At 61.1% G+C, this 15,066-nt stretch carries 10 protein-coding genes; 3 read left to right on the top strand and 7 right to left on the bottom strand.

Annotated elements, in window-relative coordinates; all coding sequences use genetic code 11:
* Positions 1-25: 25 nt before the first annotated feature.
* From K9B37_RS05680 to K9B37_RS05690, 3 genes are read right to left on the bottom strand one after another with little or no spacing between them, the layout of a single operon-like run.
* Complete coding sequence (locus K9B37_RS05680) at positions 26-991, bottom strand: TAXI family TRAP transporter solute-binding subunit (protein ID WP_224311957.1); 966 nt, start codon at positions 989-991, stop codon at positions 26-28.
* Between the two features lie 37 nt (positions 992-1,028).
* Positions 1,029-2,396 (bottom strand): aspartate aminotransferase family protein, encoded by a 1,368-nt coding sequence (locus K9B37_RS05685; protein WP_224311958.1) that lies wholly within the window; start codon positions 2,394-2,396, stop codon positions 1,029-1,031.
* Positions 2,393-3,286: a MurR/RpiR family transcriptional regulator gene (locus tag K9B37_RS05690; RefSeq protein ID WP_224311960.1), complete on the bottom strand. Its 894-nt coding sequence runs from the start codon at positions 3,284-3,286 to the stop codon at positions 2,393-2,395. The genes K9B37_RS05685 and K9B37_RS05690 overlap by 4 nt, the downstream gene beginning before the upstream one ends.
* A 467-nt stretch (positions 3,287-3,753) precedes the next feature.
* Here K9B37_RS05690 and K9B37_RS05695 point away from each other — a divergent pair, with 467 nt between their 5' ends.
* Positions 3,754-6,201: a sensor domain-containing protein gene (locus K9B37_RS05695; protein ID WP_224311962.1), complete on the top strand. Its 2,448-nt coding sequence runs from the start codon at positions 3,754-3,756 to the stop codon at positions 6,199-6,201.
* Positions 6,202-6,264: 63 nt separating this feature from the next.
* Here K9B37_RS05695 and K9B37_RS05700 read toward each other — a convergent pair whose 3' ends face one another.
* The 4 genes from K9B37_RS05700 to K9B37_RS05715 all read right to left on the bottom strand — a co-directional run bounded on the left by K9B37_RS05700 (position 6,265) and on the right by K9B37_RS05715 (position 13,442).
* Positions 6,265-7,155 (bottom strand): cation diffusion facilitator family transporter, encoded by an 891-nt coding sequence (locus K9B37_RS05700; RefSeq protein WP_224311964.1) that lies wholly within the window; start codon positions 7,153-7,155, stop codon positions 6,265-6,267.
* Positions 7,156-7,291: 136 nt separating this feature from the next.
* A complete protein-coding gene (locus tag K9B37_RS05705) occupies positions 7,292-9,268 on the bottom strand; it encodes a CHASE2 domain-containing protein (RefSeq protein WP_224311965.1) in 1,977 nt (658 codons plus the stop codon).
* A gap of 1 nt (position 9,269) precedes the next feature.
* Complete coding sequence (locus tag K9B37_RS05710) at positions 9,270-12,908, bottom strand: FecR domain-containing protein (protein WP_224311967.1); 3,639 nt, start codon at positions 12,906-12,908, stop codon at positions 9,270-9,272.
* A gap of 156 nt (positions 12,909-13,064) precedes the next feature.
* Positions 13,065-13,442: a response regulator gene (locus K9B37_RS05715; protein ID WP_224312147.1), complete on the bottom strand. Its 378-nt coding sequence runs from the start codon at positions 13,440-13,442 to the stop codon at positions 13,065-13,067.
* A gap of 415 nt (positions 13,443-13,857) precedes the next feature.
* Between K9B37_RS05715 and K9B37_RS05720 the strand changes: the two genes are divergently transcribed.
* Both K9B37_RS05720 and K9B37_RS05725 read left to right on the top strand, forming a co-directional pair.
* Positions 13,858-14,328: a tellurite resistance TerB family protein gene (locus tag K9B37_RS05720; protein WP_224311968.1), complete on the top strand. Its 471-nt coding sequence runs from the start codon at positions 13,858-13,860 to the stop codon at positions 14,326-14,328.
* On the top strand, positions 14,321-15,061 hold the full coding sequence (locus K9B37_RS05725; protein ID WP_224312148.1) for a glutamine amidotransferase: 741 nt from the start codon (positions 14,321-14,323) through the stop codon (positions 15,059-15,061). The genes K9B37_RS05720 and K9B37_RS05725 overlap by 8 nt, the downstream gene beginning before the upstream one ends.
* Positions 15,062-15,066 lie beyond the last annotated feature (5 nt).

Genomic DNA, 15,066 nt, shown 5'->3' on the forward strand with positions numbered 1-15,066 from the left:
CACGCGGCCCGCCTCCCATTGCGTCCTACATCCAGCCTTTTTCCTTGTAATATTTGGCTGCCCCCGGATGTAGCGGCGCCGAGAGCCCGTTCTTGATCATCGCCTTCGGATCGAGATCAGCGAAGGCGGGATGCAGTTTCTTGAACTCATCGAGATTGTCGAAGACGGACTTCACGAGCGCATAGACGGTCTCATCAGGAACTTTCGCCGAAGAGACGAGCGTCGCGACGACGCCATAGGTGTGCGTCGGATTGGGATTGTTGGCATACATGCCGCCGGGAATGGTCGCCTTCGCGTAATAGGGCTTCTCCTTCACCAGTTTCTCGACGGCAGGTCCCTCAATGGAAACGAGCTTCGCACCGCACGCCGTGGTCGGATCCTGAATCGCAGCGGAGGGATGGCCAACGCCGTAGAAGAATCCGTCGATCTTGTTGTCGCACAGTGCTGTGCCCTGCTCGTCTGCCTTCAGCTCTGCCGCAAGGGAGAAGTCGGCCTTGCTCCAGCCGAGCTCCTTGAGAAGTTCTTCCATTGAAGCAAGGGTGCCGGAGCCAGGATTGCCGACGTTGAAGCGCTTGCTCTTGAAGTCGGCGAACTTCTCGACGCCCGCTTCCTTGCGGGCGAGGACGGTGAACGGTTCAGGATGGACTGCGAAGACTGCGCGGAGATCCTTGTCGGCCCCCGTGTCCTTGAATTGAGCAAGTCCGTTCACGGCGTTGAACTGTACGTCGGACTGCGTCATGCCGAATTCCTGCTCGCCGGAGCGGATGGCATTGACGTTGAAGACGGAGCCGCCGGTCGACTCCGTCGAGCAGCGGATGCCGGTCTTCGCCCGGTCCTTGTTGAGGAGGCGGCAGATCGAACCGCCGACCGCATAATAGACACCCGTCACGCCGCCGGTACCAATCGTGACGAATTTCTGCTGGGCGGCGGCCGGCACGGATAGGACCACCGAGAGTCCAAGGGCGAGAAGCCCTGCAAGTTTCGCATTCATGTTTGTTCCCCTCTGGTTGAATGCAGTTTTTGCTTGGTTAGGTGATGGACTGGATGGCCGCATCCACTGCATCGCCCAGACGCTCGACGATGGTGTCGATGTCCTGACTTGTGCAGATGAAGGGCGGCGCCAGCATGTTGTGATCGCCGGCCTTGCCGTCGATCGTTCCGGGCATGGCGTAGCATGCCAGCCCCCGCGCCAGAGCTTCACGCTTGACGCGGGCATTCAGTTTGAGTGCCGGATCGAAGGGAGTTTTCGAACCTCGATCGGTCACATACTCGATGGCCCAGAAAAGGCCGCGTCCACGAATGTCGCCAACGAAATGATGATTGCCGAAGCGCTCCTTGAGCCGCCGCTCGAGATGCGCGGCCTGCTTTTGCACGTTGCCGAGCAGGTTCTCTTCCAGAATGGTCTTCTGCACGGCGAGAGCTGCTGCACAGGCGAGCGGATGAGCGAGATAAGTATGCCCGTGCTGGAAGAAACCGCTACCGTCCCGGATCGCAGCGAAGATCCTGTCGCTCAAGAGAACGGCTCCGATCGGCTGATACCCCCCGCCGAGCCCCTTGGCGATCGCCATCAGGTCTGGCGCAATGCCCTCCTGCTCACAGGCATGCAGCGTGCCCGTGCGGCCTATGCCGCACATCACCTCATCAAGAATGAGCAGAATGCCGTGGCGGTCGCAGATCTCACGGATGCGCTTGAAATAGCCTGGAGGCGCCGTGGTGCAGCCCTGCGTGGCACCGCCGACGGTTTCGGCAACGAAGGCGATTACCGTCTCGGGGCCGAGTTCCTCGACCTTGGTTTCGAATTCGGAAGCGAGTCGCTCGCCATAGGCTTCAAGGGTCTCGTCAGAGCGCTGGTCGCGATAGGCATAAGGCGGAGAGACGTGATAGCTGTTGAAGAGCAGAGGCGCGAATTGCTGACGGCGCCAGAGATTGCCGCCGACCGCGAGGACCCCGAGAGTGTTGCCGTGATAGCTCTGGCGGCGCCCGATAAAGTTGACGCGGCCGGCTTCGCCCTTTTCCATGAAGTATTGCCGCGCCAGCTTGAGAGCGGCCTCCATGGCCTCCGATCCGCCCGACACGTAATAGACGTGGTCGAGGTCCCCGGGGGCATGAGCGACCAAATGATCTGCGAGCTCCTCGGCGACTTCGGTCGTGAAGAAAGAGGTGTGTGCGTAGGCCAGCTGGTCGATCTGGGCTTTGAGGGCTGCGTTCACACGGGGATGTCCGTGGCCGAGGCACGAGACTGCAGCTCCGCCCGACGCGTCGATATAGACCTTTCCTGTCTTGTCGATGATCTCGATGCCTTGCCCCGAGACAGCAATGGGCAACTGGTCGCTTCCGGCGATCTGCCGATGCAGGATGCGCGTCGTCCTCGCGCCATTGGGTCCATCCCCCGTCACGATGTCCGTCCTTTGTTCGTCTTGTCCGTGTAGTAGGAGCCGAAACGCTCCAGGTGATCTTCCGCCGCGGCAATGGCAGAAACCGCCTTCTTGCCGCGGCGGGCCGCGACGAGTGCGGCAATGCATTCGATGACGATCAGCGCCGGGGCGACCGTCTGAAGGAAGGACGGGGTGCTCGTTGGAACGATGATCGTGGCTTTGGCCTGCCGGGCGATCGGAGACACGTTGCTGTCGGTGATCGCGATGATGCTCGCCCCACGCTCCCGAGCGAAGGCTACGGCCTCGACCGTCACCCGGGTATAGGGAGCGATGGTCATCGCCAGCAGCGCGTCGTTCGGGCCAATGTCGCGCAGCGCATCGAGACCGATCGAGCCAGCACCGTCCGCGAGGACTGTTTGTTCCCCGATGAGCGAAAGAAGATAGGCGGCGAGGTGGGCGCTCGAGAAGCTGGAGCGCGCGCCGATGCAGAAAAGGCGTTCGCGTTCGACGACGATGTCGGCGGCTCTTGCGATGGCCGAAAGGGTCGTGGCGCTGCTCAGCAGCTTCAGGTGTCCCGAAAGATCGGCGAGAAGGTCCGAAGTCAGGGCAGCGTCACCGTCGAGAGCGCGACGCTGCAGCAACTTCTCCGTCCGGCCAGCAAAATGCTCCGCATGTCCTCGCAAGGAGGCTGCGTACATTTCCTTCAATTCCTCGAAGCCATCGTACCCAAGCCGCTGGGCCAGTCGCGTCATGGTTGCCGGCGGCACCCCCACGCGCTTCGCCTGCTCCCGCATGGAGAGAAGGGCGACGTCATGCGGATGGTCGAGCAGCCAGCGGGCTGCGACCTGATGCTGGGGTGGCAGATCATCGAAGATGGCAAGGAGCCGTTCGGCAATCGGAGCGTCTGACATAGCGCCACTCTAGCTTCCAATGCGTGCTTTGCAACAACTGTTTCATTTATGGATATATGTGAAACATATGGATAGATGTTTCACGCAAAAGCATTGCCTGGAAAGGCTTTCAGAGCCGCATCGCCTATCGCTAACGTAACGTTAATTTATTGGGGAGACAGATCCCATGACCGCACATCTCAGAGGCTCGCCTCGTTGGCGCCAAACCCTCTCACTCGACCATATTGATATTACGGTAGCAAAGATCGCCCTCGGCGACGCGCCTGATCCGAGGCTTGCATTCTAGGCTGTCGTTCCGCCGAGATTCCTTTGCAGCCGGATTGCGGCTACACTTCGCCGCACGAGGTGCTGACGTAGGAGAATCTCGAAAGCCTGGTGCGCCGGCAGACCAAATTCCTCTGGCCAGGGGCCTTGCATCATGTAATCTCCTGCTTCCTGCTGGCCGACCCACAAGAAGAACGACAATAGTGTCGAAGCTCCTCGGAATTTCTGTCCTTAATAACGTTCCCGCATTGATGAGCTACGTCGATCGGCACGAACGGTATTTGTTCAGCAACAATACCTATAAGGAATGGTACGGTGCTGCCCCGGAGGAAATACATGGGCGGACCATTCGAGAGATTGTGGGCGATGCGAACTACTCGCTTTTGAAGCCCTATATTCGGACTGTGCTTGCCGGCAAGCCGGTTCTGTACGAGCAGACGCTGATCACGCACTCTGGTCCGCGCTATGTCCAGGGAACCTACTCGCCCGATCGGGCGGAGGATGGGACGGTTCGCGGCTTCTTCGTCCTCGTATCCGATATCAGCGAGAGACGGACCCTCGAACTGCGGCTTCGAGAGAGCGAGATGCGTTTCTCCGGAGCGTTTCGATGGTCCAATGTCGGAATGGCCATTGTTGCGCCCTACGGTCGTTATCTGCAGGTGAACCAAGCCTATTGCGACATGCTCGGTTATTCCGAAGAAGAGCTCTTCAGCCTCAACTTTCAAGACGTAACGCATCCCGACGACCTTGCAGAGGATCTGCGCAATACTGAGGAGATGCTCGCTGGAACCAGAACGTCGCAGACGATGGAGAAGCGGTATCTTCACAAGATGGGGCATGAGGTTCATGCGATCCTCAGCGCCTCTCTTGTCCGGGATGCACAGGGTGCCCCCCTCTATTTCATTGCTCAGACACAGAACATCACGGATCGCAAGATCGTCGAGGAGCGGCTTTTCCGGGAGCACGAGCTGTCCCAAGTAACGCTGCGGTCCATTGCTGACGGCGTGATCACGACGGACGTGGATGGAGCGGTCACGTCTCTTAATCCGGTCGCGGAAGTGATGACGGGCTGGTCGTCCGACGAGGCCATGGGCCGCCCACTGCCGGAAGTGTTTCGGGTCGTGTTCGGAAACGACGAGCTGACCGGGATTCCGTCGCGACTGTTCGAGGCAGGTGACGAGGGACGCCTCTGGCCAGGCCGCAATACGATGTTGCTGCGCCGCGACGGCACGACGGTTCCGATCGAGGAAACGGCGGCCCCTATTCGCGACCGTGCCGGCGCCGCAATCGGTGGCGTCCTGGTCCTGCGTGATGTGACCGAGCAACGTGCGCTCACATCGAAGCTCGCCTATCTGGCGCAGCATGATTCACTCACGGCGCTCCCGAATCGTGCTCTGTTCAAAGATCGTCTCGAGCATGCAATCGCCCGCGCAGAGAGACAGTCCTGCGGTGTCGCCGTGCTGTTTGGAGACCTCGATCGTCTCAAGCTCGTCAATGATACACTCGGTCACGGAATCGGAGATCGGGTGCTTCAGGAGGTTGCCAAGCGTCTGCGGGCCTGCGTCCGAGAAGGAGATATCGTCAGCCGCTGGGCGGGGGACGAGTTCGGGATTTTGCTGCCCGACGTTGCGGAGCCCTCGGTCGCAGCAGGCATCGCCGAGCGCGCCATCGCAGCCATTGGCGAAAGTGTTCATCTCGACGGCGTGGAGCAGCCAATTCATGTCGGGATCAGCTTCGGCATCAGCCGCTATCCTTCTGACGGAACGGACAGTGACGGACTCATGCAGGCCGCCGATATTGCCCTCTACGACGTGAAACGGAGCGGGAGAGGCGCCTATCAGTTCTTCTCCCAGGCCATGAACGAGCGAGCTCGGGAAAGAACCGCCATCGAGGCGATGCTGCGGCAGGCAGTCAAGACGGGTGCCTTCGAGCTCCACTATCAGCCTCGGATCTGCCTGTCCTCCCGTCGCGCTGTCGCGGTCGAGGCGCTCGTGCGGCTGAAAAACGTGAACGCGCTGATTGCGCCGTCCCGCTTCATTCGTATCGCAGAGGAAACCGGCCTGATTGTTCCCATCGGAAGGTGGGTCATCGAGCAGGTTTGCCGGCAGCTCCAAGAATGGGCAGGAACCGATCTGCAGAACCTCCGCATTTCTCTCAACGTCTCGCCCGTTCAGACCCGGCGGGACGATTTCTATTCCTCTCTCGTTGCGATGGCGGCAAAGTACGGTGTCGATCCTGCTCAGATCGAACTTGAGATCACGGAGAGCAGCCTGGTCGAATCGGAGCTGAGCGTGACGACCTGCATGAAGCACCTGAAAGAGGCAGGCTTTACCATATCCTTGGACGATTTCGGGACAGGCTATTCGAGCTTCTCTTATCTGAACCGCCTGCCGATCGACACGCTCAAGATCGATCGCTCCTTCATCCACGAGGTCGGTTCTTCCCAGGGCGCCCTGGTCGTCGAAGCAATCCTCGCCCTCAGCCGCGCTCTGGGCAAGAGGGTTGTCGCCGAGGGTGTGGAGACCCTGGAGCAGCTCGAATGGCTTCAGGCACGAGGCTGCAATGAAGGGCAGGGGTTCTTCTTCGCCTTTCCGGCGATCGCCGAGGAACTTGCCGCCGGCCTTCGCATGAGAGGCTTCCTGAAGGCCTAGGGCATTCTTTGGAATATGATCCGTCTCGCCGAAATCGTCCCAGGATCGAGGCGCAGCCTGCTTCTATGACAGCACGACGATACCGGCGTGCTTCGCCTTGTTGTCGGGCTCGACATGGATCGTGATCAGCGCATCGTCGATGTCCGACCTCAGGGCTCGTTCGATCCGGTCGCAAATATCATGAGCCTCCGTCACGCTCATATGTCCGGGAACCACCAGATGGAAATCGATGAAGGTGACGCGCCCAGCATGGCGGGTGCGCAGGTCGTGGGCTTCGATGGCGCCCTCCGCGTTGACGGCGATCACGTCGCGCACGCGCTTGAGTTCCTCCTCCGGCATCGCCTCGTCCATCAGACCGCCGATGCTTTCCTTCATGAGGCCCCAGCCGGACCACAGAATGTTGACGGCGACCAGGGCTGCCATGGCCGGATCGAGCCAATGCCAGCCCGTCAGTGGCACAAACAGAAGACCGGCGAGGACACCCGCAGAGGTATAGACATCTGTCAGGAGATGGCGCCCGTCTGCATTCAGGGCCGGCGAGCGCATTCGGCGTCCCTCACGAATGAGGAGCCACGACCAGCAGGCATTGATGAAGGTGGCAATGGCGTTCACGCCGAGCCCTTCCAAAGGAATGTCGAGATTCCTTGGATGGAGGAGGCCGAAATAGGATTCCCGCAGAATCAACAGGGCGGCGACGATGATCAGCACGCCTTCGAGAACGGCCGAGAAATATTCGACCTTGTGATGGCCGTAAGGATGGTTCTTGTCCGCAGGCTGGGCGCTGAGCCGCACAGCCAGAAGCGCAGCCACGGCCGTGACGACATTGATGATGCTCTCCAGGGCATCCGAGTAGAGCGCGATGCTGCCCGTCATGTAATAGGCAGCATATTTCAGCGCGAAGACGATCACGCCGATCAAAATGCTGCCAACGGCAAGTTTCTGGATCTTGTCCATCGCGTCACAGATACTGGGAGGTGGGTTCGGGGCGACCTTATAGACGTCCCGGTTGTAGACGCAAGTTATTGTTTCTCTTTGCAAATCGCTTGCAGGAGCATGTCTTTTTCGCAAATTTCGAAAGGGCTTGATCAGGTCAGGTCGGGGACGACAGACGCTCTTTGATACGGGCGTAGTATTTGCCGAGAGAGGGGGCCAGAGCTGTGCAGGCATCGACCAGAGCCATGGCCTTCATTCGGTTTCCGGCACGCATTTCTGCCAGCATGAGCGCATGCTGTTCCTGAAGGGTTTGCAGGCCGGAAGCCGCTGAAGATTCCGCAGGAGCAACGACGGTGAAGATAGCGGAGGCCGTGGCTCGCCCTCGGACGGCAATCCGGTCGAGCTCGATCAGAATATATTTGTCACGCACCGCTTCGGCCGTTGCAGGTCCAAGGATCAGGGATACGCCGTATTCCTTCGACAATCCCTCCAGGCGCGAGGCCAGGTTCACTGTGTCGCCGAGCACGGAATAATCGTAGCGCCAGCGCGAGCCGACGTTTCCGACGACGCAGTCGCCGGTATTGATCCCGACGCCGATTGCGAAGGTCGGCGCGCCTTCTCCCTCCTCTTCTCGGAGAGTCGCATTGAGACGGTCGACCGCCTTCAGCATATGCATGGCCGCCTGTACGGCCCGCAAGGGATGGTCCGGACTGGGCAGCGGCGCATTCCAGAAGGCCATCACGCAGTCGCCCATGTACTTGTCGATGGTCCCCTTCTCGGCAAGCACTGCCTCGGAGAGAGGATCGAGCAGGCGGTTGATCAGGCCAGTCAGGCGTTCCGGCTCGTCCTTGAGGCGCTCGGACAGGGTCGTGAAGCCGCGCACGTCGCAGAACAGGATCGTCAGGTTGCGGCGCTCGCCTCCGAGCTTCAGTGCGGAAGGATTGCGGGCGAGCTGGGCCACCAGATCGGGCGAGAGATAGCGCGAGAACGCCTCCGACACGGCATGGCGCATCTGTCGCTCCCGGGCATAGTCGAGACCGAAACGGGCTCCGAAGACGCCAAGTGCGGCGGCAACGGGAAGGGCCGGTGGCGCCCAGATCCGTCCGAACCGGAGCAGGGCCCAAGCGCCTGCAACGAGAAGGATCAAAGCGGCGGCTGCGCTTAGGCCCGTGCGCCATGACACACCGTTTCGGCACAGCAATGCCGCCAGGAAGGCGCCGGCGATCAGAAGGCCGCACATGGTCAGCGGCGTGACCGGGATCACGTAAAGGCCGAGGCGAAGATTGTCGAAAATGGTCGCCTGCGCCTCCACGCCCGCGACGAGACTCTGACTGAAGAGCGTATAAGGAGTTGCAAAAGCGTCTGGTGCGCCGCTGTCGGGGGAGGTGGCGGCCTTGAGGCTCAGCCCGACGAAGACGACCTTGTCCTTGAAGCGGCCGGGCGGCAGAAACTCGTCAGGGTCGAGCGCCTGATAATAGGAGACCGTGGGATAGGTTCGGGCCGGGCCAAAATACTGGATCAGCGCATCCGCCGGAGCTGGTTCCACGGGCTGGCCACTCAGGCGCAGCGCAGTGGCGGCGAAACTATCCTCTCCCCGCGGCATGCGGCGCAGATAAGCATCACCGTCGAGATCGACGGAGGTGACGCCCGGATGGGCACCGGCGCCCAGGAAGAGATCGATAGGATTGACCCTCGTGATCTGCGTCCCCTGATCAAGGGGCGTCGTGACGTCGTCCGCCGCCAGGACGACGTCCTGCCCCAGGGTTTCTGCAAGGCCGCGGTCCGCATCTTCCGAGGAGGGCTCGGCGAAGATGATGTCGAGCCCGATCACCTTCGCCCCGGCCGCGCGAAGCCTTGAGATCAGCTGTCCGTGCAGATCGCGCGGCCAAGGCCAGCGCTGGCCCACTTCCGAAAAGGACGGCTCGTCGATTGCCACGATGACCACGCCCGGCTGCGCAGGGTGCGGAGGATAGATGGTCGAGAACAGATCGAAGAGCCGATCCTCGACGAGATCGAATGGCTTGAAGAAGGCAAACGGAATGAGCAGTGCTGCGATGAGGAGAGCGATGGCGTAGTGGCGCCAAATCGCCTTACCATGCTGGTCCTGTTCCGCCGAGGCCGTACCGCCGTCCACTCTAGAAGCGCGCCTTCATCGTTGCCGCGAAAGTCCTCCCCAAGCCTGGAATGCCTGGAGCGAGTTCATAGTCGCGATCGAACAGATTGACGACGGTGAGGCCAAGGAGCAGGCGTCGGTCGGGCGTCTCCCAAGAGATGGAGGCATCCGTCGTCCAGTAATCGTCCAGCTTGGTTCCGGCGAGATCACCGGTGCGGTCGCCCACGAAGGTTTCCGCAAGGGTAAGTCTCAACCGGCTCGGATGGACAAAGGTAATGCCCGCTCGTGCGAAGTGTCCGGCGATGAACGGAACGTCGAGACCAGGAGCTTCGTCGGAGCGTACTTCTGTCGTCGTCATGCCGACAGTTCCGAACACACCGATACCGTAGCCGAGCCAAAGATTTGCCGTTGCGGCAAGCCGCTCGATCCGCGCCTTTGCGATATCGAGAGTGTCGAAAGTATTCGACAGTGGCAAATCGAGGCTGCGCACATCCTGACGCTGATATTCGACGGCCGTGAAAACGTGCGGCGTCCACTCGGCATCCCAGCGCAGGGCCAGGGTATCCGTACGTCCGCCGATGGCCAGCGGCAGCACGTTCGGCACGAGCCCGACTGTCGAGATCGGCGACAGTGTAAAGCTCAACGGAAGATTGCCTTCTTGCCGGTAGGCAGCACGCAGCCAATGGCCTTCCAACGGCGAGACGGCAATACCGACTCTCGGTGAAAGCAAGGTATCGGAAGGTTGATGCTCGAGGTCCAGGAACGTCCGCTGCACCCCGACCTGTGCCTCGAACCGGTCCGAAGGGCGCCAAAAGAGATCCGCGTAAAGGCGGTTGGCACTGAAATCGGAATCGGTCCGGTCGGCCGTATCCGCCGAACGGCTCTCTCTCGACAGGGCGTTTATCACCACACCTTGTCCGAAGGCGCTGGCGAAGCTGCGTCCGAACTGACCTTCATAGCCATAGTGCAGCGTGAGATCGTTGAAGCCGACCGAATGGCTCAAAGCGGCGACCACACCTTCGGTGCGGGTGCTGGTCCATTGCCGTTCGCCCAGGATGAGCGGCGGAATCTCGGCATTCAGGGTCTCGAAGGCGCGTCGGTCGAGCCCGCGATTGGCATAAACGGCTGCAGTCAGCACATTGCGGTCGGCGAAACTATGACTCCAGCCTGCGCCGGCCTGCATGGAGGTCAGTTCCTGATTTCCCGCGAAATAGCGGGTTGCCTGATCGATCCGGATGAGCGGCGGCTCTACCTTTGCGGCTGAGCCGAAGATGAGGAATCGGTCTGTTGCCGACGGCGCCATGCCGATGAACAAGGATGCCGTATCGGCAGCCTCCTTGTCGATGGCTTCACGAGCATTGATATTGGTGCGCCCGGCGGTGATCGAGAAGGACGTCGGGAGAGGCTCGTTCGAAAATCCCTGAACCGTCGCATCGGCGCCCCAGCCGACACGGTTGTCTTTGACGAACAGACTGCCGCCGACTTCCGTGTCGAGGAATGGCCGTCGCAGCAGGTCCTGCCGGCGGACACGCCCCGAGACGGCAAGCGGATCGAAGAACAATCCCTGGATCGTGAGATTGAAAGCGGCCAGATCGAAGTCGTCGCTCGTAACGGAGGAGATGTTGGGGCGTGTCGTCAGAAGCTTGGACCGCCGCGCGACCGCCTCATCGAAATAGCTCGAGGCGGTGAACGGATCGAAGACTCGGTCACCATAGAAACGAGCCCATTCGTTGAGATCGAGAAAGCGATAGGCCTGGGCCGGATAGGAGCCCGCTTGCTTGTTCACGGCGAGGCCCGCAAAGTCGCCACCTCTCTGCCGGAAGCGTTTTACGGCTTCGCGCGCTGCCAAGATGGCCTCATCGGCGCGATACTGGTCGAGGGCGATGGCGGTCCGCGCGATGGAGACGATCGGGTCGTTCGGATCGAGCCTGTCGGCATTGTCCAGAGCCTGAAGCGCGAGCTCGTCATCGCCGTTCTGGTAAAAGGCGATGGCCGTGGCAAGCAGTCCTTGGGAATAGGCCGGGTTCGCGGTCGAGCCTGCGAGGATGGCTTCGATGCCCTTTGCCGTCTCGCCGGTCTGGAGGAAGTAGCGGCCGAGCGCGATGTAGCCGGTACTGAAGGCTGGATCGATGGCAAGAGCCTTGTCGATCAGAACACGTGCCTCGTCCACCCTGCTCTGATCCAGAAGCAGAATCGCGAGATTCGCATAGGCGACCGGGCTGTCAGGATCCATCGCGATGGCGCGCCGCAGAGCTTCCTCAGCGGCGATCGGGGAATCACCCGTGGATTCGAAAAGGCCGATCGTATTCCACAGGTCCGAGTGCCCAGGAGCGATGGCCGTTGCGCGTCGGAGGTCGCCGACGGCGGCTTTGAACTCTCCGTCGATCTCGGCACGAATGCTGCTGTCGGCGATAATGACGTCCGGATCGTCTGGATCGATCGCTTTTGCCCGGGCGATCGAGGCGCGCATCTCCTCACGGCGATTGAGGGCGAAGGCAATCCGCGACGCCGTTACGGCGATGCGAGTATCATTCGGAAAGCGTTTCTCCGCCGCTTTGATCACCTCGGCGGCGGCCGTCAAATCCTGCTTGAATGCGACCACATAGGCGTGCGCAAGAGCCGAAAGCGGATCGTTGCCGGGAGTCTTCGGTTCGGCATAGACCTGTTTTGGATTAGCAAGCGACAGGGCGATATAGCGGCCGTAGGAGGCAATGACGCGCCGCTTGGCATCGAGTCCCCGCTCAGCGCGGGTATAGAGGTTTGCAGCGTCTTGCCAGCGCCGCTGGAGGCTGGCGAGAACAGCCTCTACCAGATCGGCGCGAGCCCGTTGTGCCGGAGAGAGCGAGCGGCTGCGCGCTTCTGCGAGAGCCTGCTCAGCGACGGTCCTTCCGTCGAGGTAAAGCGCAATCTCTGCAAGACTGAGCCAATCTTCGGCGCGACGCGCCTGAGGCGGAATGCCTTCGATCCGGGCCCTCTCTGTTCGCAGAGCCGGGCCGGTGAGAGCTGATGTCGGCAGCGCCGAGAACGCATCGCGCAGCGTCATGTAGAAAAGCATCTGCTCGCGGTCGTCGGAATTGACGAGGACATACTTGGTCGGCGCCTGTCCGATGGAGGCAATCGCGCCTTCGCCCTGCCGTACGGTAACGGACCCCTGCGCGTTACGCAGCTCGACGACGCCCTCCAAGACCACCAGGGCCGTCTTGCCTGATCCATCCACTGAAAGGGACCAGTCGGTCCCTCGGATCGCCGCAACGGCTGCCGGCGTCTTGACGTCGACGCCGGATCCGCCACGGGCGGCCCGGGCCCAGATCGTACCAGCCTCTAGGGTAAGATCGGTCGTTCCGTTGGCGCTGCTTGCCACCTCGTTGACCGTCAGCGTCGAGTTGCGGCCGACACGGATCTGCGTCTTGTCGGCAAACAGGATCGCCAGGTTGCCGATGGCATTGGTGCGTAGCACGTCGCCGCCGATCACATCCTGTCGGATCTCGGCGGCGCGCCACAGGCTCTCACGCACGAAACGCAATTCCTCGCCACCCTTCGCAGCGACGATGGACCCGGCCACAGGGGTCGAGCGGGGTACGGGAGATTGCGCGGCAGCGCCGGTGAATCCAAGTGCCAGAGCACTCGTTGCGGTCAGAAGGCGAAGGAGGGAGGGCGGCATCTGTGGTCGCGCTACAAGGTTACAACATATCCTGAATGAAGGCGGAGCTTACTCTGGGATAACGTAACTTAAAAGCGGATTCAGAGAACCTTAGCCGTGTTTTCCCGCACATGATGAATGTGCGGTGATAATATAGCGAACAAGATAAGCTTATTCCTAAGCACCCTTGCTGCGCGCTATCAGAAGCTTCTGCTTGAGATCGTTCTGGGCGAAGGGTTTCTGCAGCACGGGGCGATCGCGAAAGGCGTCACGAATACCGGCGCTGCCGTAGCCTGTAGAGAACACGAAGGGGATCGAGCGTTGTGCCAGGGCTTCCGCAACGGGATAGATCGGTTCGCCCGCCACGTTCACATCTAGAATGGCGATGTCGACCTTTTCCCGCGCCACCGCATCGAGGGCAGCAGACAGGCGGGCGGCTGGGCCGATGACCTCACAGCCGAAGTCGAGAAGCATATCCTCCAGCAGCAGAGAGATCGCGGCTTCATCCTCGACAACCAGGATACGCAGGCCGTTCAGATCGCCACTGCTCGTCATGCTTTCGGTCACAGCTTCACTTTCTCTCATAGGGCGTGTCTGCCAAGCATTCACACCAGAACATTGCCACGAGAATGCCTCAGACATTACCGGGAATCAGTAACATGTACCATCTTCCCGGCCAGTCCCAAAGCATGCTTCACGCGCATGGAGCGCCCTTTCTGCCTGGGCTCCGCACTTCGGAAGAGCCCGCCGTCGCTAGGCCTTAGTCAGCTTGGCATTATCGGACTATGTCTTGGGGAATTCGTCTGCTTTTTCAAGGCCTTTGTGATCGGCTTCCGCTTTTCTGAAAGTCCTGGGCAAGCCTGTCCGTCCGTTGCCGCGAGGGCCGCGACAAAACTGCCTTTCCGGTAGCGCTGATGTTGCTCCGTGAAGCCTCTTGCGGAGATGGCGGACTCTCCTGAATAATTGGGCCATGTCCTTCATGTCTTATCTTCGCGATTTCTTCGAAGCGGAAGCGGCCCCGGAAGGGGGTGCCGAGCATGGAGAGCCGTTTACGGTTGCTGCGCTTCTGACATGGGTCACGCATGCGGACGGGCGTGTCCTCAAGGTCGAGGAAGAGGCGCTCCGCACGCTCCTGCAGAGCCGTTTCGGCCTGAGCGAGATCCAGGCCGAGCGCCTTATCGTCAAGGCGCGCGACATTGGGGGTGCTCTCGACCCGGCAACGACCCTCGTCGACCGCATTGCCCAGGATCTGCCTCCATCGGAGTGGCCGCGCCTTATGGCCCTCGCGTATCAGATTGCCGCCGTCGACGGGCACGTTCACGAATTCGAAGACGATCTCATCTGGCGCACGGGGCGCCGTCTGGGTCTGTCCGATGCGGAGCTCGGAGCGATCAAGCGCGATGCTCTGAAAGCTCCTGAAACGGGTATGGATGATGCTTGAGGCGTCACAATGCGCGCCGATCCTGATCGTACTGCACCAGGAGCATTCCACGCCGGGCCGCGTCGGGCGTTTGCTGCTGGAGCGCGGGCATAGTCTCGACATCCGTCGACCGCGCTATGGCGATCCGCTGCCGGAGACCCTTGCCGGTCATGCGGGAGCGATCATCTTCGGCGGCCCCATGAGCGCCAATGATGAAGATGATTTCATCAAGGCCGAGATCGACTGGATCGGCGTTCCTCTCCGCGAGAACAAGCCTTATCTCGGCCTTTGTTTGGGCGCTCAGATGCTGGCCAGGCACCTGGGCGCGCGGGTGTGGGAGCACCCGGATGGGCGGGCCGAGATCGGCTATTACCCGCTTCTGCCGACCGAGGCCGGGACCGCCCTGAGCCGGATCTGGGGTGTGCCGTGGCCGACACATGTGTATCACTGGCATCGGGAGGGCTTCGACTGCCCGTCCGGCGCCGAAATGCTCGCCACGGGCGACGACTTTCCGACCCAGGCCATCCGGGCCGGGCAGGCGGCCTACGGCCTGCAGTTTCACCCCGAGGTGACGCACGCCATGATCTGTCGCTGGACGGTCCGTGCCGCGGAGCGCCTTGCCATGCCCGGCGCTCAGGACCGCGCCCGGCAGATCGAGGGGCGCTTCCTGTACGATCCGCAGGTTTCGCTCTGGCTCGACCAGTTTCTCGACCATTGGTTGGAGACGCCGGGTCGGACCGATCTGGCCGCTTGATCCGG

Origin of the sequence: Microvirga puerhi (assembly GCF_020089865.1) — a bacterium.
Taxonomy (GTDB): Bacteria; Pseudomonadota; Alphaproteobacteria; order Rhizobiales; family Beijerinckiaceae; genus Microvirga; species Microvirga puerhi.

Excerpts from the sequence above, each read along its gene's own strand:
- K9B37_RS05680 (WP_224311957.1), bottom strand. The coding sequence starts at position 991 with ATGAATGCGAAACTTGCAGGGCTTCTCGCCCTTGGACTCTCGGTGGTC.
- K9B37_RS05690 (WP_224311960.1), bottom strand. The coding sequence starts at position 3,286 with ATGTCAGACGCTCCGATTGCCGAACGGCTCCTTGCCATCTTCGATGAT.
- K9B37_RS05700 (WP_224311964.1), bottom strand. The coding sequence starts at position 7,155 with ATGGACAAGATCCAGAAACTTGCCGTTGGCAGCATTTTGATCGGCGTG.
- K9B37_RS05710 (WP_224311967.1), bottom strand. The coding sequence starts at position 12,908 with ATGCCGCCCTCCCTCCTTCGCCTTCTGACCGCAACGAGTGCTCTGGCA.
- K9B37_RS05715 (WP_224312147.1), bottom strand. The coding sequence starts at position 13,442 with ATGACGAGCAGTGGCGATCTGAACGGCCTGCGTATCCTGGTTGTCGAG.
- K9B37_RS05720 (WP_224311968.1), top strand. The coding sequence starts at position 13,858 with ATGTCCTTCATGTCTTATCTTCGCGATTTCTTCGAAGCGGAAGCGGCC.
- K9B37_RS05725 (WP_224312148.1), top strand. The coding sequence starts at position 14,321 with ATGCTTGAGGCGTCACAATGCGCGCCGATCCTGATCGTACTGCACCAG.